This is a genomic window from Paenarthrobacter sp. YJN-5, assembly GCF_015040095.1.
Lineage (GTDB): Bacteria > Actinomycetota > Actinomycetes > Actinomycetales > Micrococcaceae > Arthrobacter > Arthrobacter ureafaciens.
Genome location: NZ_CP053544.1, coordinates 3,633,283 through 3,651,933 on the forward strand (window position 1 = coordinate 3,633,283; position 18,651 = coordinate 3,651,933).

Below are 18,651 nucleotides of genomic sequence, written 5' to 3' on the forward strand. Positions count from 1 at the left end.
GATCAATATATGTCGCAAACTCCGTTTTACCGGGCCGTTGATGCCGCCTCGTTGGGGCGGGCTATCAGCGGTGCCCGAAGGGAGGCGGGCATTACCCAGCAGGAGCTTGCGGATCGTCTGGGAACTGCGCGGCGCACCATTGTGAGGCTTGAGCACGGCGAAGCAGTCTCGGTCGTCGTCGCTATGGAAGCCATCCGCGTACTGGGCCGCGATGTCGCTTTGGTCCCCCGGTTCTCGAAGCTGCAGGTTAAGCCGTGAGCCCGCGGAACACGAGCCTGGAAGTATTCCTGCACGGAAGGCACATCGGTGTCCTCACCGGGTCTGGCCTGAGGATGTCATTCCGCTACGACCCGGACGTCATTGCCGAGTACGGCGCCGCCTCTATTCTGCTTTCATTGTCGCTGCCGATAGACCGCAAGAAGATCGACGGGCCGGCGGTATACAACTACTTTGACGGGCTCTTGCCGGAGGGGCAGGTCCGTTCGCATATCGCTGCGGAGAACGGATTGTCGACCCCGGACGTCCTGGGGCTGCTCGCCATTCTGGGTGCCGATTGCGCCGGTGCAGTCCAAGCACTCCCATCGGGTATGACCCCGGACGCCCCTGTTGACTCCCAACTGATGTCCGCCGATGAGGTCGTCCGCGTCGTAGAGGCACTGCCTACCTGGGACCTGCCCGAAGACTTCGCGATCACCGCTTCGCTGGGAGGTATTCAGTCCAAGGTGCTGCTGAGCCGGCGCGGGAACGGCTGGGCATGGCCGGCCCGCGGGACCGTATCCACCCACATCATCAAGCCGGAACCGCTGGATTCCCCTGTTCCGCATCTGATAGCCGCCGAGGACTGGGCTTTGAAGGTTGCGGCTGCGGCCGGCTTGCCGGCCGCAAAGGCTCATGTGGAGACGTTCGGATCCCGCGAGGCAATCGTCGTAACCCGGTACGACCGCACTCCGGACAGCGATCGGCTGCACCAGGAAGATTTCACCCAGGCGTTGGCCCTGGCCAGCACCTCCAAGTACGAAACCTCCACCGCACCGCCGTCCCGACTGACCCAGCTCGCGAAGGCTGCGGGACCGCACACCCGCGACGACCGGGAATTCCGGCGCACGCTGCTGCGGTCCGTTACTTTCAATCTCGTAATCGGCAATGGGGACGCGCACTCCAAGAACTATTCGATGCTCATCAGGGATGGAGGCGAACTGGAGCTGGCCCCGCTGTACGACCTTGCCCCCACTTTGCTCCTCTATGCCCCGAGCAATAACGCGGGCCACGTTGTGGGTGGTCAGTCCAGGCTCAACTACCTCACGTTGGAGCATGTAGTACGCGAAGGTGTGGCGTGGGGCATGGAGGCGGGAGATGCGCAGGCGACGGCGATCGCCGTGCTGGAGTCGGTCGAAAGAGCTGCTGCCACGGTGCCCGCCCGGGAAGAGATCGGGTTCCTGGGAGAACTCGTTACAGCACGAGCCGGTGACTTGCTAAACGGCGGAACGGCCCGCCGCGCCCTTGCCGGCCAAGCGCCGGTCACCCCCTGACGTATGCCGGCGAAGCAGCCGATGCCAAAGAGACGGCCCGGGCTCCGATGGTCTTTGCAGCCCGGGCGGCCTCTCCCTTCTTCAGGAGACGTCTCCGGGCAATCAGCGCTTGAGGTTGCCCAGTTCCTGCAGGACCTCATCCGAGGTGGTAATGATGCGGGCATTCGCTTGGAAGCCGCGCTGGGCCACGATCAGGTTGGTGAATTCCTGGGACAGATCCACGTTGGACATCTCGAGGGAACCCGAGCTCAGCGAACCCAGTCCCGCATCACCCGGGACGCCGAGCTGTGCAGCCCCCGAGTTGGCAGTTGCGACGTACGTTGAGCCGCCGGCCTTCTCCAGGCCCGCGGCATTGGTGAACTTGGCCAGGGCCACCTGGGCGAGGACCTGGGTGCTGCCGTTGCTGAACGCGCCCACCACAGAGCCGTCAGCGGCCAGGGTGAAGGACTCCAGCTTTCCCGCTTCGGCACCGTTCTGGCCGGTGACGGTGACCGTGTCCATCTGAGCGAAGCCGGTGACGGCGCCAAGGTCCACGGTAATCCCGCCAACGTTGAGTGTTCCGCCCGAGGTCAGTGTTCCATTCGCGAACGTGAGCGCGCCCGAGCCGTTGGCTCCGTTGGCGTCCGCTCCGGCTACGCTCCACCCGGTGTTCGTTCGGCTGAAGGTGATGTTGAGCGCCCGTTCTGCCCCGTTGCCGTCGAACACCCTGATCTGGCGCTCCACGGCGGTACCCACGGCTGCATCAGATGGCAGGTTTCCAGCAAGCGCTGCGCGGGTTGTTGCCACAGCCGCAGCGGTAGCGTTCGGAGCCAGGGTAATGGGCTCCGTGGCAGCGCCCAGGTTCACCGCTCCGTTGGTGGCGGACCAGCCTTGGAGGATGCCGCCGTCGGGACTCACCAAGCGGCCCCCGGCGTCGAGCTGGAAGTTGCCCGCACGCGTGTAGAACTGCCGGGTCCCTTTCTCCGTGACGAAGAAACCTTCGCCAGAAATCATCAGGTCGGTGCCGCGGCCGGTGCTCTGCGATGAACCCTGGCCGAAGTTGGTGCTTACCCCGGCAACCCTGACGCCGAGCCCCACCTGGGCAGGATTGGAGCCACCGGTGTCCCCTTGGGGAGCAGCCGCGCCCTGGGCCATCTGTGAAAGGGTGTCCTGGAACTGGGCCGAGGAAGACTTGAACCCCGTGGTGTTGACGTTGGCGATGTTGTTGCCGGTGACGTCGAGCATGGTCTGGTGGGCACGGAGGCCGGAAATTCCGGAGTACAGCGAACGGAGCATGGTGTTGCCTTTCTTCGGTGGTCTGTTTGTTGTGTGCGCTTACGCGGCTGATGGTCCGGCGGTAATGCCTGTGATGCTGTCCAGCGGGACTTTCCTGTCGCCGATGCTGACCAGTGGAATGCCCTCGGCAAAGGACACGGACGTGGCCGTGCCGGAGCCCTTGGTTCCGTCGGCGAGCGCGTAATCCACGGTGGTTCCGATGATCTGGGCAGCAGCCGTGCGCATCTGCAACGAGAAACTCTCCTTGGAACCGGCAGTAAGTTCCGTCATTTTCTCCATCATGGACAGCTGCACCGATTGGCTCATCATCTGGTTGGTGTCCATGGGCGCGCTGGGATCCTGATATCTCAACTGCGTCACGAGCAGTTGCATGAAGACCTCGGAATCCATGGTCTGGACGGGCTGGCGTACGGTTTGGCCTGGGCTGGCTTGGGCCGCGCCGGGTATGGCTTGGATGGTCACGCTGTTCTCTCCTTCACGTCAGACGAGGATGTCGAGGCGGGTTTGTTGTGGTCCAGGGTTGCGGGAACCATCCAGGGTCGGCTCCCGTGGGCCTTGCGGGACCGGAGCCCGGAGTTCTGTATTTCCACTGGCTGGCCCTTCACCGGTCGGGACATGGCGGGGGTTGTCATGGGGATGATGTTGCCCTTGGGAGTTGTCGTGGGGACGGCGGTTCGTCTGGGGGCTGTCATCCGACGACAGGCTCAGGCTCGCTCCCATCTCCTCCAGACCCCGCCTCAGCTCAGGGAGCACGTGGCGCACAGCTTCACGTCCCGCATCACCCGCGGCGAACAGTTCGATCCTCACACCCCCGCCGTCGATGTGCGCCCGCACAGTCAGCGGGCCCAGGTCCTCCGGCGACACCCTCAGCGTCATGAAATGCTCGCCTGGCTTGGCCGACGCCAGCGTGAACAGGGGTTGGGTGAGCTGGTGCGCAAGGGGCTGGTTCGTTGCTTGGTGCGGGGTTGCGGATTGGGTATGCGCAGGTTGGAGCTGGACGGGTTGCGCCTGTGGCTGCACCTGCGCGTGATGAACGACGGCGGTGGGCGTCGCCTGCCCTGCCTGCGCTGGAACTCCCTCCGATTCGATGCCTCGCTGCGGGTCATGCCGTGCGCTCGGCACACTGCGCAGCGAACCCACGAATCGGGCCATATCCCGCATCTCGCCGTGACTCCCCGCCGGCCTACCCTCCACCGAAGCAACGGGTACCCCACCGCCCACTCCCAACCCTGATGACGAAGCGGCATCCGGCACAGGAATCACCGCTGCACCCTCCACTTCGACGGCTTCCTGCGTATTAGACGGTAGGAACCGTCTAATACGCAGGGAGTCGTCTAAACGGACCGGGCCAGGGGCTTCGCCTACTCCGGACAAAGCTGCCTCAGGCGCAGGAGTTCCCTCCACTTCGATGCCTCGCTGCGGATCATGCCGTGCGCCCGGCACACTACGCAGCGAACCCACGAATCGGGCTTGCGGGTCCTGAGCCGAAGCCACGGGTCCGTCCTCGGACAACTTTGTACCATCCGCGTTGGCGAGGCCGAGCAACCGCTCGAGGATGTCGCCAAAGGCCCCCGGACCCCCCGCTCCTTCGGCAGTCGGGAGGCCCATTGCCACCGACGAACCCCCTGCAACAACGGAACCAAGGGCCAACGGCGGCCCCTCCTGCACGGAAACCGACGACCCCTCCTGCGCAGAACCGGAAGCACCACCCGGCCTAACAACTCCGGACGGGCTGCCCGAAAAAAGGAACCCCACCTGCATCAGTCACCCCCGGACGGAACAATCCGGCGGATGGAGGTCAGGTTGGAATACTTCTCCCACGCATCCCGGATCTGGATAGTCTGGCCCGGCACAGGAGCATCAATGGCCTTGCCATTGCCCAGATAGATGGAAATGTGCTCGCCGCCATAGCTCACCAGGAGATCCCCGGCCCTGGCTTCAGCGAGCGAGGCTACGGGACTGCCTTTGTGCATTTGGTCGCTCACCACGCGGGGCAGGTCAACACCCAGGTCCTTAAACACGCGCTGCACGAATCCTGAGCAGTCCATGCCGACGGCCGGGTTGGTCCCTCCCCACACATACGGCACTCCGATGTACTTCTTGGCTGCAGCAACCACGGCGTCCCCCGTGGCTCCCCCGCCCGTGGCAACCGGTGCGGCGGGGGCCGTTGCCGACGTCGTACTACCTGCGGCGGCGAGCATCCGGGACATATCCACAGGAGCGGAGGCGTCGGCAGTTCCCAGGGCCGAATTCAATGCCGAGGCGAAGGAGGAAGAAGAAACGGGCGTGACCGAACCAGAGGAGGCAGGAACAGGCCGCTCAGCCAACTGCTGCAGCGATGCTTCGATGCTCTGGATCCTGCCCAGCGCCTCAACCATGCTCATGAGCCGGCCTTCCTGTGCCACGCCGCTGAGGCAATCTCATCCAGGGCGCCCTGTTCGGCGAGAAGTTCGGAAGCAGCGAAAGCTGCATCGTGCCGGGTCTCCAGTTTCTCGAGGCCGACTGCGCGGCGCCGCGCCTCTGTGTACTCAGCCTGCGCGGCGGCAGCCTCCTCAGCGGCAACGGCTGCCAACGCATCAAGCTCTGCGAGCATGCTCTGCGAGGATGCCCGGGCAGCTGCGATGGCCAGCAAGGTAGCGGAATCTCCGGCGGTTCCGGCCGACTCCGCGAGGGCGGCGCGGGCCTCGGCGCGTCGGGCACGGACGGAGGAGGAACGGGAATTGGCTGCAGCCAGCCCCGTTTCGGCGGTCTTTTGCTCGGCCTGTCGCAGCCTCAGCAATCCTGCGAGGGAGAACTGTCGGTTCACGCGGCTCCTTCCACGTCAAAGCGGGTGGACAGTCTGGAAAGCCAGGCCCACGATTCGGCCATAGCGGAGGGCTCGCCCATGCCCTGGCGCAGGAACTGGTTGATGGCGGCCTCGTTGTCCAAGGCGGCGTCCACCAACGGGTTGCTCCCCCGGCGGTATGCGCCGACGTCGATGAGGTCCTGGGCTCCGCGGCGGGCAGCCAGTACCCTCCGCAACTGCACGGCGCACGCGGCATGGACGGGGTCTGTTACTTTCGAGGCCACCCGGGACACGGAGCCCAGCACATCGACGGACGGAAAGTGCCCCGTGACGGCGAGCTTCCGGTCCAGGACCACGTGCCCGTCCAGGATGGAGCGTGCGGCATCGGCAATGGGTTCGTTGTGGTCATCGCCGTCCACCAGGACTGTGTAGATACCCGTGATGGAGCCGGTTTCGGCGGTTCCGGCCCGTTCCAGGAGCCTGGCTAAAACAGAAAAGGTCGACGGCGGGTAGCCCCGTGTTGCGGGCGGTTCACCTGCGGAGAGGCCGATTTCGCGTTGGGCCATGGCTACACGGGTCAGGGAGTCCATCATGAGGACTACGTCCTGTCCGGATTCACGGAATGACTCCGCGATCCGTGTTGCGGTGACGGCTGCGCGGAGGCGCATCAGGGCCGGTTCGTCCGAGGTGGCAACCACCACCACGGATCTGGCCAAGCCTTCGGGACCAAGATCGTCCTCAAGGAACTCGCGTACTTCGCGGCCACGTTCGCCCACCAGCGCGATCACGGAAACTTGGGCGTCGGTGCCGCGGGCCACCATGGACAGCAGCGAGGACTTGCCCACCCCGGAGCCGGCAAAGAGGCCGATTCGCTGGCCCCGGCCGAGGGTGGTCAGGGTGTCCAGCACCCGGACCCCTGTCTGAAGGGGTGTGTCGATGCGCGCACGGATCATGGGGTTCGGCGCTTCCTGGTCCAGCGGCACAAAGTGTGAACAGTCCAGCGGCCCCTTGCCATCAAAGGGCCGCCCCATCCCGTCCAGCACACGTCCGAACAGGCCGGCACCGGTGGGTACCATCACGGGACGTCCGGATGTGCGTGCCGGCGCCCCCGCGGCAATACCCGTGAGCCGGCCCAGGGGCATGCACCGCACTCCCCCGCGCACCGACGCCACCACCTCGGCGTCGAGCGCTTCCGCGCCGGATCCCACGGTCAGCAACTCGCCCACCGCGCAATCCAGCCCCGCTACCTCGAGCCCCAGCCCGAGGACGGAGGTCACAGTGCCCACCCGTTGCGGAGCGGCGGCGGCCACGGCGGCTGCGAGGCCCTTCATGCGCGGCTTCCAAGCAACGCCTGCCGGGCACGCTCCAATGCTGAGCCCAACCGCGCGTCAATCCACCCTTGAGGGTGTTCGGCGACGGCGTCACCAGGGTTGAGCGCGGGGTCGGCCTTGAGTTCAACACCGGCGGGGAGCACAAAGCCGGAAGCCTCCAAGGCGGCCAGGTCTCCCGGGTGCAGGCGAACCGTGGTGAGGGTTCCGTCGGAGTGCTTGAGCGCCCGGTCCAGTGCAGCCCGGGCCGTCCGTTCGCCGTGCGCCAGTTCGTAGCCAAGAATGGCCTCGGCGAGCTTCAGGGCAGTGGCGGCGAGCACGTCCTCGATCTCGGCAACCGTTGTCTCCCTGCGGCGCTGCGCGGCCGAAGCTGCTGCCTCCAGGACGGTGACGGCACGCGCAACAGCCAAGCGGCCGGCGTCGAGCGTTTCCGCCTGCTCAGCCAGCAGCTTTTCCCGCAAGCGGCGTTGCTCTTCTGCCGCTGCGCGCATGCCCGCTGCGTATCCGGCCGCGTGGCCCTGGGTGAACCCGCGCTCAGTGGCGGGAGCCTCGGAGCGGAGGACGGGGAACGTAACGCGGGTGTAGGGCTCAGTAGACAAAGTCGTCCTCGTCTCCGCGCCGGACAACAATAGCGCCCGCCGCTTCGAGCTCACGGATGGACCTGACGATGTCTGCGCGGGCTTCCTCTACCTGCGAGGCACGGACAGGACCTGATGCGGCCGTTTCCGATTCGAGGATCTCCAGGTTCCTGCCGGACATGTTGGCCCTGATGGTTTCCAGGACAACCTGCGGGGCGCCCTTCATGGCAATGGCCAAGACGCTGGCGCTGACACCGCGAAGGATTTGCTGGATATCGCGCGGTTCCAGTTTGACGATGTCCACAAACGTGAGCATTCGCGCCCGAACCTCGGTGGCGAGGTCCGGGTCCACAGTGCCGAGTCCGTCCAACACCGAGCGCTCCGTGCTGACGTCGGAACGGTTGATAATATCCACCAGCGGCTGGATGCCGCCCACGACCTCGTTGGATTTGCGTTGGGACATCACCGCCCCGGCTCGGACCTTGAGTGTTTCGGCAACGATGCTGACAGCTTCGGGGGATGCCGAGCCCATGGTCGCGATACACCGGGCCACATCGATGCGTTGGGCATCTTCCAAACCGGACATGACAGCGGAGGCTTTGCCGGGCCGGAGGTGGGCCAGGATCAGCGCGATGGTTTGCGGCAATTCCCCGTCGATCAGGGCAAGGATCTGCCCGGGGTCCATCATTTCCAGGAATTCGAAGGACTTTCCGGCCATGGTTGAGGCGAGGCGGTCCATGAAGCCGGCGGCTTTGTCGGCACCGAAGGATGCTTCAAGAAGTCCGACGGCGAATTCCTGGCCCCCGCGGGCGGAACGGCGGCCGCTGACGGCCAGTCCATGGAACTCGTTGATGACGTGATCTGCGACGGTGGACGGAACGCGGCGGAGACGAACAATTTCCGCGGCGATGTCCTCTGCCTCGGATTCGGAAAACTGGGCCATGACTGCAGCGGCACTGGCAGGCGTCATCTGCATGAGGACCACAGCCACCTTCTGGACCCCGCTCAGGGCCGGTGCTTCGGGCAGGCTCACACCGACTGCCTTTCATCCATGAGGCCGCGCAGGTATTCGGCGGTCCGGGCCGGGTTGTCGGCAACCATCGCTTCGATCTGTGCACGTTTGAGTTCGCCGTCGAGGGCATCCGAATCGGACAACGGCAGGGCTGGGGTGGGCTCCAACGGTGCAGCGGGCTGGATGGATGTCAGTTCGATGGCCGTGGTGGGCGGACCTGCTATGGCAGGGGTTGGGATGGCTTCAGGCAAAGCGTCGTACTCCACGCGTTCTCCGAGGTCCACCGGTTCCCGGCGCTGGCGGCGCTTGAGGATAATCAAGACGGTCACGATCAGGGCGATTGCGGCGAGCAAGATGCTGCCGGCCATGATCAGTGTGTTCATGAGCGCTGCTTCTTTGGCTGCCTCGGCATCGGCCTGGGCAGATCCGAGTGCTTCAGCGGCCTTGTCTGCGGCGGCGGTGCTGAAGGGCAGGACCTCCACTGTGACTACGTCGCCGCGTGCGGTGTTGATGCCGGCAGCGGCAGTAACCAGTGATCGGACGGAGTCGATGTTCACGCCCCCGGCAGCTGACTGGTTGATGGCAACGGAGATGGTCTGCCTTTTTACGGCTCCCTGAGGGATGGTCCGGTCTTCGGTGACCTTGTTGACGGCGTTGTTCTTGGTGGTATCGCTGGAGTCGTAGCTGCCGTTCGCCGAGGTTCCGCCGGGAACGGCAATGTTATCGGGACCCAGGACGCCTGCTGCTCCGCCGCCCGTTCCGGTGTATTTCTCAGTCTTCGTGGACTCACTGAGTGCCGGCGTGTTGGTGGCAGGGCTAAATGTTTCGCTGCGTTGCTGGGCCGATTCGGCCGTGACATCGGCGGCCACTGCAACGGTCGAGTTCCCGGGGCCCACTACGCTGTCCAGCACTGTCCGGACCGCATCCGAGGTGCGCTGTTGGTAATCCGAGGCTTGCTTGGACGATGACCCGGTAGCTCCTCCGCCCACTGTGGACAGGACGTTGCCTTGCGAATCGACCACCGAGACGTTGGTTGGCTTCAAGTTCTCGATCGCCGCGGAGGTCAGGTGCACTATCGCCTGGACCTTGTCCGAGGACAAGGTCGTGCCCGGCTGCGTTTCCACGAACACCGAGGCGGTGGCTTCGGGGGTGGTGGCCACGAAGACCGACTTCTCCGGGATGGCGAGTTGCACGGCGGCGGACTTTACGCCGTCCATCGCCTGGATGGTGGTGCTGAGTTCCCCTTCCAAGGCCCGTTTATACGTGACGGACTGCTGGAACTCAGAGGAAGTGACGCCCAGCTTGTCCAGCAACGAATAGCCGGTGGCCGCGGCGGTAGGCAATCCTGCGGCCGCCGCTTTCAAGCGCTCGTCGTACACCTTGTCCTCGGGGACCAGGATGGTGGACCCGCCGTTGCTGAGCTCGTAAGGGATGTTGTCCTTGCGGAGCTGCTCCACGATGCTGTTCGCGTCGGTGTCCTTCAGCCCGGAAAACAGTGGTGAGTAGGCGGGCTTCCCCAGCCACGCAGTCAGGGCGACGCCGCCTAGCACAATCACGGCCACGCCCAGAATGGCGAGTGTGCGCTGGGCAGGGCTGAACGCCTGCATGCCGCTGCCAAGCTTGCGGAAGAACTGGGAGATCGCCGGTGGCATCAGGCCTGCATCCTCATGATTTCGTTGAACGCGTCAATGCCCTTGTTCCGCACCGCGGCAACAAGCTCGAACGTGACCTGCGCGCGCGTGGCAGCCAGGGTTGCCTTGTGGATATCGTCGAGGTTGCCTGTCACCGCGGACACAGCAAGTTCCTTTGACGTGGACTGCAGGGACTGCAAATCGTCGACGGCGCCGGTCAGTGCGGTGCCGAACCCACCCCCGGTGCTGCCGGGGGCCTTGGTGCTGCCGGGGGCCTTGGTGCTCCCGACATACCCCGTTCCGCTGACGCCCTGGACGCTCTCGATGGGACTCAGGGACATCAGGATTTTCCGATCTCGAGTGCTGCCAGGTACGTTTCGCGGGCCCGGTCAACTACTTGTGCGTTGGCCTGGTAGCCGCGCTGGGCGATGATCAAAGTTCCCATTTGTTCGGCAAGATCTATGTCCGGGTACTTCACGTTGCCGTCGGCGTCGGCCAAGGGGTGGTCCGGCTGGTACACGATCCTGCCGGTCGCGTCGCCCAGCGGAGTGCTCTTGACGTAAACACCTTGCCCGTCGTTTCCCTCGGCTGCTTCGATGTACCGGGCCCGGAAGACCTCTCCGTCGGTGCTGGAGGCGTTGTTCATATTGGCCAGGTTGTCTGACACCGCGTCCAGCCATTTGCGGTGGACGGTGAGTGCGGAGCCTGCGATTCCGATCGCATCGAATGTCATCAGGAGCTCCTCAACGCAGTGCGGAGGGAGGTGAATTCTCCGGCAGCTGCGCGGGCCGCAAACTGGTACCGCAGGACAGTGTCGATATTGGACAACGTCTCCGTGTCCAGGTTGACGTTGTTTCCGTCGGTACGTGTTGGCTCTTCCGACGGCGATACCGTGGCGTTCACATCTCCATCGCCCGCACGAACCGAGGCCGCCAACTGATCCTCGAAGGAAACCCTTTTGGCGGTGTAGTTGGGCGTGTTGATGTTTGCGATGTTGTTGGCGATGGTCCGCTGGCGCAAGGCGAGCGCATCCATGGCGCTGGCCAGTGCGGCGGATGTCACGGATTCAAGCACAAGTCCTCACCTGGTGGTGTTCCTAAGGCCAATCCGTGGCCACGCATCGAGCGATCCCTGCTCAGCATCAGTTATCGACACTGTTCAGGCCGCCGTTAGCGGAATTCGCCAGCAAATTTTGTAAATGCCGGGCGTGCTTCCATCACCGAGCCTGCCCGGCGTCCCATGCCGACCTTCCAGGCCGGCGACATGAGTGGCAATGAAGCCCTCACACGGCGTCGGTCGGAGCCGCCTTGTTGTCCACTTCCGCGGTCAGGGCATCTATCCGATCCAAGGCACCGCTGAGCCGGCCAACCGTTTCCCACAGTTCGGGGTGTTGGGAGCGAACCTCCTCCAACGGTGTGCCGCCTTTGGCAAGCGCCGCGAGATCGAAGCTGACGTTGGTCCGTGCACCGGCAATCGCAGCCCGGAGCGCCCCGAAGGCCACCACGACGTCGGCGATCAGGGCAGGATTTCCGTTCGCAGCCAGCCATTCCAGGTCTTCGATGGCCTCAATGGCGTGATCCCCCAACACCGCGGAGGCTTTGGCCGCTTCCACGGATGCTTCGCGGATGGCCTTCTCACGTTCCGGACCGGGGTCCAGCCGGAACGCTGCCCCGAAAGCTTTGGAGGCTACGGCGTCCTCGTCTGCCAGGCGAAGGGCCGTCTCCCGCAAGGCGCGCGCCCGGCCCAGCAAGTCCTCCCCCGCGTTCTCCGAGTAGCCGGCCACCATTGAGGTCAACGATGCGGCGATGCCAAGCATCACCCCGGTCCCGGCCCCTCCGCCAGGTGAACCGCTGGACTCCGCCAGGGCCTTGGTCCATTCCTCGACCGTGGAGTGTTGGGTAGTGATCTCTTCTGAATCAGCCATGCAGCCCAGTCTCGCATTCCAAGACCTGACCAACACCACTGTCCCCCCGATACACTGGCCATCCCGGCGTCGAAACTGTGAGGGGCATCCCTGTGGGCATTGACCTTGAAGAACTGTACAAAGACCTGCACGCTCACCCGGAGCTGTCGTTCCAGGAGGTGCGAACGGCTGGAATCGTGGCCGGACACCTTGACGGTCTGGGCCTCCAAGTCCACCGGAACATCGGAAAGACCGGCGTAGCGGGCGTTCTCCGGAACGGGGAGGGCCCCGTTGTTATGCTGCGTGCTGACATGGATGCACTGCCCGTCAAGGAAGCCACCGGGCTGGACTACGCAAGCACTGCCATGGGTGTGGACCACCAGGGCCTTGAGGTACCTGTCATGCACGCCTGCGGTCACGACGTCCACGTCACCTGCCTGATTGGCGCCGTGGCGGAACTCGTCCGGACACAGCTGGAGTGGCAGGGCACGCTGATCGCGATCTTCCAGCCGGCCGAAGAGTTCGGTGGCGGGGCGGACACCATGGTCAAGGACGGCCTCTACGACCGCATCCCCAAGCCCCAGGTGGTCCTTGGCCAGCATGTGGCGCCTGTCCCCGCAGGCTGGTTCGGACTTCGCTCCGGTGTTGCCATGGCATCTGCTGATTCGCTCAACATCACCCTGCACGGTCGCGGCGGGCACGGTTCCCGCCCTGAAACCACCGTGGACCCGGTCCTCATGGCCGCGGCTGCCACGGTCCGGCTCCAAGGGGTAGTGGCCCGCGAAATCGCCGCCAGTGATTCGGCCGTGGTGACTGTTGGGCAACTGCACGCAGGCACTAAAAACAACATCATTCCGGAAACGGCCACCCTCGGCCTCAGCATCAGGTCCTTCAGCGAGCCCACGCGCGAAAAGGTGCTTGCCGCCGTCGAACGTATTGTGCGGAGCGAAGCGGCCGCATCCGGTGCCGCGCGGGAGCCCGATTTCAACTACGAGGAACGTTTTCCCCTCACCGTGAATGATGATGCAGCCGCGCAAAGGGTGGATGCGGCCTTCCGGCAAAAGTTCGGCGCCGGGCAGGTCATGGACCCAGGCCCCGTTTCCGGCAGCGAGGACGTGGGCATGCTCGCCACGGCAGCCGGCGCGCCGTTGGTGTTCTGGTTCCTGGGCGGCATCGAGCCGCACTACGCCAAGGAGTTCGCGGAAAGTGGGCGGCTTCCTGAGGACGTTCCTTCCAATCATTCCCCGTACTTTGCACCGGTCATCCAGCCCACTCTCACCCTCGGGACGGAAGCACTGGTCACCGCCGCCCGCGAGTTCCTCGCCTGACGCTCATAGCACCCAAGTAAGTCGCAGTAGCGCGCGTTTTGGGCGCTCAAAACGCGCAGTAATGCGACTCAGTTGGGAGGGCGCAGCGGAGGTCAGCCGCGGACATCCAGCAACAGCGGCCGCTCAAAAACGGGGCCGCCAGGGACTGCAGCCAAGGCACCGAGTTGCGTCCCGGCGTCGTGCTTCATGCGGGCCAGGAGATCCATGGCGTCCGCCTGCGCCTCCAGGACCCGCCGCGCCTGTGGCGCCAGCTCAGCGGGCAACGGTCCTGCATCCAAGGGCGGTTCCCACGCGGGCGGGAACCCTCCGGAAACAGCCAAGGCTATGTCCGCCTCAAACCTGTCGAGGATGCCGGTCCAGATCTTAAGCGACGCCAAGCGCCCGCCCGGGGACGGAACCGGAAACCGCAGGCGACTCAGTCGTCAACAGCGCCGAGGCCTCATGCCAGCCCTGCCGCAAGGGCTCCAAAAGTTCAATGCATTCCTTGGTGCGCTCCACATCCCGGTAGATGTTTGCACCGATCAAGGCTTGCATAGCGTACTCGTAAATGCTCGCCAGGGAGGCCGCACCGTCCCAGAGGTCCACCCGTAGCGTGGACTGAAGTTCGGCCACGATCGCCTGGGCGTGGAGCAGGTTCTCGCGGGCGGAATCCCAATTGGTGTTCTCCTGTGCCAACCGGGCCCGTTTCAGGTCCAGGAGCAGCCGGTCGTAGAGCATGGTGAGCAGGCGCGCCGGAGGTGCGGAAAGGACGGCGTCGTCGTTGTAACGCGAGACTTGCTGGGCGCGGAGTGCACTGTAGGTCATGGCTATTCTCCTGTGGACTGCTGGGGGAGGCTGGAAATCTGCCCGGACAACCAGGTTGACTGCGATTGAAGGCCGCCGAGCAGGACCTCCATGTTGGTGTAGACGGCCTGGAGGGTAGCTCGGCGCGTGGCGAGCCGCTGGTCCCAGTCGGCAATCCGGTTCCCCAGATCCCGGGTTTCGGATTCCCTGCCTTTGATAAGGCTGGAAACGGAGCCGGTGTAGGGATCGGCTCCGGCGGTGGCGGCGTCAGCCACCCGGGCGGCGAGGGCCTGGACGGCGGACTGCGCGGCTGCGGGATCCGCCGTCAGAGCTGCGGAGAACTTTGCGGAATCAAAGGTGAAGTTTCCATCCTTGGTGATGTTGATTCCGTACTCGGCCGGCGATTTTCCGTCGATGGGCCGGGAGAGCGCTGCGAGGACCTGGTCGTTGACTGCCCGCACGGTGCTGTTCCCGGTCAGGATCCCGGCTTTGGGTACGGACGCGCCGCTGGAGTTGGTGCCTTTGGACACCGCGCTGTACATGGAGACGAAGCTGAGGACGTCGTTAACGGAGGTCACCAGATCTTCGGCTTTCTTGGTGATCCCGGGAACGTCGCTGGCCACAGTAATTGTCACGGGACCCGCGGTAACCGCCGTTGCCGTCACGGAAACACCCGGCAGGACGTCGGCGAACGTGTTGCTCCCGGAAGTCAGGACCTGGGCGGCTGCGGTGCCGGCGTACAGTGTCGCTTTGGCATCCTGGGCGGTACGTACGACGGCGGCTGTCGGATCCGCCATGAGGTCGACCGCAGTGCCGCCCGCGACTTGGGCGGCTGTGCCTTGGTAGACAGTGAAGGCTCCGGCCGCACCGGACTGCGAAGCCGTGAGTTGCAGACGATAGGTGCCGTTGCCGGCCGGAACCTTCACCGCTTGTGCGCCACCGGATGCTGCGTTGATGGCCGAGACCACGTCATCCAAAGAAGTGCCCGCGGGCGCAATTTCGGTCGTCTTACCCGTGGAATCCACGATCGTCAGCTTGGCGGGCGCACCGCCGTCCGTGGGCCATGACGCCATGGCCGCGGTGACGTTTACCTGCGTCTGCGCCAACTGCGTAACGGTCAGGTCAATCGATCCCGCAGTGGCCGCCGTCGTGGTTTTTGCCGTAACGGAAGCGGCACTGCTGGTGGCAGTGAACAGATTCAGCGCACCTGTGGCGGAACCTGCAAGGGACAGGTCCTTCAAGGACGTGAGCTTGGTGTTGAGGGACTGCAGGGTAGAGATCAGCGTCTGGTTGGAGGCCAGCTTGGTCTTGAGCTGGGTCTGCGGCAGCGCCTCAACGGACATCAGCGAATTGATGATCGCCGTGGTGTTCAGTCCGCTCGCGAGGCCGTCGATGGCGGTTGTCACAGGTCTCCTCCCGGTTCCGATCAGTTACATGCCGATGGCGGCCGGCCAGGATGGGGCCTGGCCGGACGCCGTTTCACGCCGGTTTTAGCGCATGAGCGCTAAAACGGGGAGTCCTTAGCGAAGGAGCGAAAGAACGCCCTGGCCGGACTGGTTGGCCTGTGCCAGCATGGCGGTACCTGCCTGGGACAGGATGTTGGCCTTGGTGTACTTAACCATTTCCGCAGCCATGTCCGTGTCCGCAATGCGGGACTGGGCGGCCTGCAGGTTTTCCCCGGCAACGTTCAGGGACTTGATGGCGTGGTCCAAGCGGTTCTGGCTTGCGCCGAGGTCCGAACGCTGGGTGGATACTGCCTTGATGGCAGTGTCGATTGCCGTGATGGTGGTCTGGGCGGTGGCGTTGTCCGTCACAACGAAGTCCGTGGAGCCGGTTGCCGAGGCCAGCGCACCTACAGCGGTTGCCACATCGCCGAGGTTGACGGCGATGACGTCGTTGGCCGAGCCTGCGGTGCCCACCTGGATGTTCTTCGAACCGCCCTTGAGGAGGTCGATTCCGTTGAAGTTGGTGGACTGCGTGATGCGGTCCAGTTCCTTGCCGAGCGAGTCAGCTTCCTTCTTGATTGCTGCCCGCGCGTCGCCGTTGTTGGTGTCCGATGCACCCTGTACTGCGAGGTCTCGCATGCGCTGCAGAACGGAGTGTACTTCGGTCAGGGCACCTTCCGTGGTCTGGATGATGCTGATGCCGTCCTGGGCGTTCCGCGCGGCAACTGCCGAACCGCTCACCTGGGACTTGAGGCCCTCCGAGATGGCAAGGCCGGCAGCGTCATCTGCGGCACGGTTGATGCGCAAGCCGCTGGAGAGCTTTTCCATCGACTTGGACAGGGTGTCCTGCGTGGCGTTCAAACTGCGGTAAGCGTTGTTTGCCATCAGGTTGTTGTTGATCTGCATGCCCATGATTTTTCCTCCGTGATCTGGACTTACTGTGTGGCAGCCCATCCGTGGGCCGTCACAGGGCACTATCGGCGGGCGGCGCGGACGGCGTTAGTTAAAAGTTGCAAGTGGTTTTTCACTGGAGGGCCGCCTAACGCCGCGCCGCTGCCGGCCGATAGTTATTGGCGAGTTGGCGGACAGGGTTCCGTCCCGCACCCCCATCCCAAACCAGAACTGGAGTCGACCGCGGTGGCCATCCATGAACTGTCAGCCCTGCTGTGGCGCGAACGTGAGCTTCTGGATCTTCTGACCTTCAAGCTCGAAGAGGAGCAGTTGCTGCTGACGGCCGGCAAGTCCAGGTGGCTGCCGCACGGGACCCGGGAGGTCGAACAGGTTCTTGAACGCGTCTCCCAGGCCGGCCTCACCCGGGCGGTGGAGATTGCCGCTGTCGCGGAGCAATGGGGCCTGTCTGCGGATTGCTCGCTGGCCGAACTGGCCGCGGGGGCGCCGGATCCGGCGTGGGCAGACGTGCTCGAATCCCACCTCACGGCCATGCGGCAGCAAACAGCAACCATCAAGGAACTTCGCGATGCCAACGAACAGTTCCTGCGCGCGGCCGTTCGTTCCACCCAGGAAACGCTGGCCAACCTGAAACCGGCAGCCGGCACCTATGACTCCCACGGCAGGACGGGCGACTCCTCGCCTGCCCACCTCGTGGACCGGAAACTCTAAGAAGGCAACCCTGTGAGCACATTCGGCGGACTCAACACGGCCTACCGTGGCCTCACCGCAGCCCAGCAGGCCATCAACCTGGCAGGCCAAAACATCGCCAACTCCGCTACGCCGGGCTACACGCGGCAGCGGATCGAGCAGTCGGCCATCGGAGCGCCGGGTCAGACCGGCGTAAACCCTGGTGGCGTCCAGGCGGGCCAAGGCGTTTCTGTGGATGGCATTGCGCGGTTAGGCAACACCTTCCTCGACGCCGGCGTCCGGAACACGGCCGCCGCGTCCGGATACGCCACGGTCCGATCTACGGAAATGCAGCGCCTTGAGGACTCACTCCAAGAGCCCGGTGAGCACGGGATTTCGACGGCGTTGCACAGCTTTTGGGCTTCCTGGCAGGGAGTTGCCAACCACCCTGGCGAGTCCGCTCCGGCGTCGGTCCTGCTGGAAGCCGCAGCCACGCTGTCGGAGACAGTATCGGCAGGATACGGGGCGTTGGATGCACAGTGGAGCCGGGTGCGCGGCGAAGCAGCCGCCTCCGTCAACGAGCTCAACGCCGCTGCCGGCCGCGTGGCGAACCTCAACGCGCAGATCCGTTCAACACTCGCCGCCGGCGGCTCCGCGAACGAACTCATTGATGCCCGGAGCCAGATCACGGAATCCATCGCGTCCTTCTCCGGCGGCAGTGTCCGCGTGAACGCCGATGGCACTGCGGACGTTTTCATCGGCGGCAATGCCCTGGTCTCAGGAACCTCCGTCCGCCGGCTTACCCTGACAGGCCCGACGAGCCTCAGTACCGCAGCTGCGCCGGTGCAGCTTGAGTGGGCCGACAGGCCCGGTACTGCGGTGAACCTCGACGGCGGCGAACTCGCCGGGGCGGTGTCGCTGCTGGCTCCATCCAACGGGAACGGGACGGGCGGCGTGATCGCGCAGACCGCTGACGCGTACAACTCTTTCGCCACGCAGCTCATGAGCGAGGTCAACGCGATCCACCGGACCGGGCAGTCCAGCAACGGCGCAACTGGCCTGGACTTTTTCACCAGCACGCCGGGGCTGCCCGCCGCAATGTCGATCCGGGTTGTTCCTACGAATGCCGCCGCCATCGCCACGGGAGCCGTCGGATCCGGCGCGCTGGACGGGAGCGTGGCGGACAGACTCTCCCACATCGGTTCCGCTGCATCGTCACCCGACGTTTTGTGGAGCGGGGTCGTCTCGGCGATCGGGATGGCTTCCCGGGCAGCCCAACAGCATTCGCAACTGGCCGACGCAGCGGGCGTATCCGCCGTCGTACACCGGAACTCCGGTTCAGGTGTGAGCCTCGACGAGGAGAACATCAGTCTCCTTGCAGGGCAGCACGCGTACCAGGCCGCTGCGCGGGTCATGACGGCAATCGATGAAGCCTTGGATGTCCTGATCAACCGCACCGGACTTGTAGGAAGGTAA

22 protein-coding genes are annotated in these 18,651 nt (G+C 64.6%); 5 read left to right on the top strand and 17 right to left on the bottom strand.

Features of this window, described 5'->3' with window-relative positions; genetic code table 11:
• Positions 1-9 precede the first annotated feature (9 nt).
• Positions 10-258 carry a helix-turn-helix transcriptional regulator gene (locus HMI59_RS16820; protein ID WP_166185764.1) on the top strand — a complete coding sequence of 83 codons (249 nt, stop codon included), beginning with the start codon at positions 10-12 and terminating at the stop codon, positions 256-258.
• A complete protein-coding gene (locus HMI59_RS16825) occupies positions 255-1,529 on the top strand; it encodes a type II toxin-antitoxin system HipA family toxin (protein ID WP_193591941.1) in 1,275 nt (424 codons plus the stop codon). The genes HMI59_RS16820 and HMI59_RS16825 overlap by 4 nt, the downstream gene beginning before the upstream one ends.
• Before the next feature lie 102 nt (positions 1,530-1,631).
• Here HMI59_RS16825 and HMI59_RS16830 read toward each other — a convergent pair whose 3' ends face one another.
• From HMI59_RS16830 to HMI59_RS16890, 13 genes are all read right to left on the bottom strand, one after another.
• Positions 1,632-2,804, bottom strand: a complete 1,173-nt coding sequence (locus HMI59_RS16830; protein WP_193591942.1) for a flagellar hook protein FlgE — start codon at positions 2,802-2,804, stop codon at positions 1,632-1,634.
• 39 nt (positions 2,805-2,843) lie between these two features.
• Positions 2,844-3,266: a flagellar hook assembly protein FlgD gene (locus HMI59_RS16835; protein ID WP_193591943.1), complete on the bottom strand. Its 423-nt coding sequence runs from the start codon at positions 3,264-3,266 to the stop codon at positions 2,844-2,846.
• Between the two features lie 18 nt (positions 3,267-3,284).
• Positions 3,285-3,956, bottom strand: coding sequence for a flagellar hook-length control protein FliK (locus HMI59_RS16840; RefSeq protein ID WP_193591944.1), 672 nt, complete (start codon positions 3,954-3,956; stop codon positions 3,285-3,287).
• 608 nt (positions 3,957-4,564) lie between these two features.
• A complete protein-coding gene (locus HMI59_RS26045) occupies positions 4,565-5,188 on the bottom strand; it encodes a C40 family peptidase (protein ID WP_193591945.1) in 624 nt (207 codons plus the stop codon).
• Complete coding sequence (locus tag HMI59_RS16850) at positions 5,185-5,610, bottom strand: flagellar FliJ family protein (protein ID WP_166185759.1); 426 nt, start codon at positions 5,608-5,610, stop codon at positions 5,185-5,187. The genes HMI59_RS26045 and HMI59_RS16850 overlap by 4 nt, the downstream gene beginning before the upstream one ends.
• Entirely contained in the window at positions 5,607-6,920 is a 1,314-nt protein-coding gene (locus HMI59_RS16855) for a FliI/YscN family ATPase (RefSeq protein ID WP_193591946.1), read from the bottom strand. The genes HMI59_RS16850 and HMI59_RS16855 overlap by 4 nt, the downstream gene beginning before the upstream one ends.
• A complete protein-coding gene (locus tag HMI59_RS16860; protein ID WP_193591947.1) occupies positions 6,917-7,516 on the bottom strand; it encodes a FliH/SctL family protein in 600 nt (199 codons plus the stop codon). Before HMI59_RS16860 ends, HMI59_RS16855 begins: the two co-directional genes overlap by 4 nt.
• Positions 7,506-8,522, bottom strand: coding sequence for a flagellar motor switch protein FliG (gene fliG, locus HMI59_RS16865; RefSeq protein ID WP_043427984.1), 1,017 nt, complete (start codon positions 8,520-8,522; stop codon positions 7,506-7,508). The genes HMI59_RS16860 and fliG overlap by 11 nt, the downstream gene beginning before the upstream one ends.
• Before the next feature lie 2 nt (positions 8,523-8,524).
• On the bottom strand, positions 8,525-10,159 hold the full coding sequence (gene fliF, locus HMI59_RS16870) for a flagellar basal-body MS-ring/collar protein FliF (RefSeq protein ID WP_193591948.1): 1,635 nt from the start codon (positions 10,157-10,159) through the stop codon (positions 8,525-8,527).
• On the bottom strand, positions 10,159-10,479 hold the full coding sequence (gene fliE / locus HMI59_RS16875) for a flagellar hook-basal body complex protein FliE (RefSeq protein WP_193591949.1): 321 nt from the start codon (positions 10,477-10,479) through the stop codon (positions 10,159-10,161). Before fliE ends, fliF begins: the two co-directional genes overlap by 1 nt.
• Complete coding sequence (locus tag HMI59_RS16880) at positions 10,479-10,871, bottom strand: flagellar basal body rod protein FlgC (RefSeq protein ID WP_021473718.1); 393 nt, start codon at positions 10,869-10,871, stop codon at positions 10,479-10,481. Before HMI59_RS16880 ends, fliE begins: the two co-directional genes overlap by 1 nt.
• Positions 10,871-11,212: a flagellar basal body rod protein FlgB gene (flgB, locus tag HMI59_RS16885; protein ID WP_193591950.1), complete on the bottom strand. Its 342-nt coding sequence runs from the start codon at positions 11,210-11,212 to the stop codon at positions 10,871-10,873. The genes HMI59_RS16880 and flgB overlap by 1 nt, the downstream gene beginning before the upstream one ends.
• Before the next feature lie 208 nt (positions 11,213-11,420).
• Positions 11,421-12,062, bottom strand: a complete 642-nt coding sequence (locus tag HMI59_RS16890; protein ID WP_166185755.1) for a cyclodeaminase/cyclohydrolase family protein — start codon at positions 12,060-12,062, stop codon at positions 11,421-11,423.
• A 92-nt stretch (positions 12,063-12,154) separates the two neighbouring features.
• Here HMI59_RS16890 and HMI59_RS16895 point away from each other — a divergent pair, with 92 nt between their 5' ends.
• Positions 12,155-13,369, top strand: coding sequence for an amidohydrolase (locus tag HMI59_RS16895; protein ID WP_193591951.1), 1,215 nt, complete (start codon positions 12,155-12,157; stop codon positions 13,367-13,369).
• A 92-nt stretch (positions 13,370-13,461) separates the two neighbouring features.
• On the opposite strand, the gene HMI59_RS16900 is transcribed toward HMI59_RS16895, so the two are convergent.
• The 4 genes from HMI59_RS16900 to HMI59_RS16915 all read right to left on the bottom strand — a co-directional run bounded on the left by HMI59_RS16900 (position 13,462) and on the right by HMI59_RS16915 (position 16,509).
• Complete coding sequence (locus HMI59_RS16900; protein WP_166185754.1) at positions 13,462-13,746, bottom strand: hypothetical protein; 285 nt, start codon at positions 13,744-13,746, stop codon at positions 13,462-13,464.
• A complete protein-coding gene (gene fliS / locus HMI59_RS16905) occupies positions 13,733-14,173 on the bottom strand; it encodes a flagellar export chaperone FliS (RefSeq protein ID WP_021473723.1) in 441 nt (146 codons plus the stop codon). The genes HMI59_RS16900 and fliS overlap by 14 nt, the downstream gene beginning before the upstream one ends.
• 2 nt (positions 14,174-14,175) lie before the next feature.
• Complete coding sequence (gene fliD, locus HMI59_RS16910; protein WP_193591952.1) at positions 14,176-15,558, bottom strand: flagellar filament capping protein FliD; 1,383 nt, start codon at positions 15,556-15,558, stop codon at positions 14,176-14,178.
• A gap of 114 nt (positions 15,559-15,672) precedes the next feature.
• Complete coding sequence (locus tag HMI59_RS16915) at positions 15,673-16,509, bottom strand: flagellin (RefSeq protein ID WP_021473725.1); 837 nt, start codon at positions 16,507-16,509, stop codon at positions 15,673-15,675.
• A 225-nt stretch (positions 16,510-16,734) separates the two neighbouring features.
• Between HMI59_RS16915 and HMI59_RS16920 the strand changes: the two genes are divergently transcribed.
• Positions 16,735-17,217, top strand: coding sequence for a flagellar protein FlgN (locus HMI59_RS16920; protein ID WP_193591953.1), 483 nt, complete (start codon positions 16,735-16,737; stop codon positions 17,215-17,217).
• 12 nt (positions 17,218-17,229) lie between these two features.
• Positions 17,230-18,651, top strand: a complete 1,422-nt coding sequence (gene flgK, locus HMI59_RS16925; RefSeq protein WP_193591954.1) for a flagellar hook-associated protein FlgK — start codon at positions 17,230-17,232, stop codon at positions 18,649-18,651.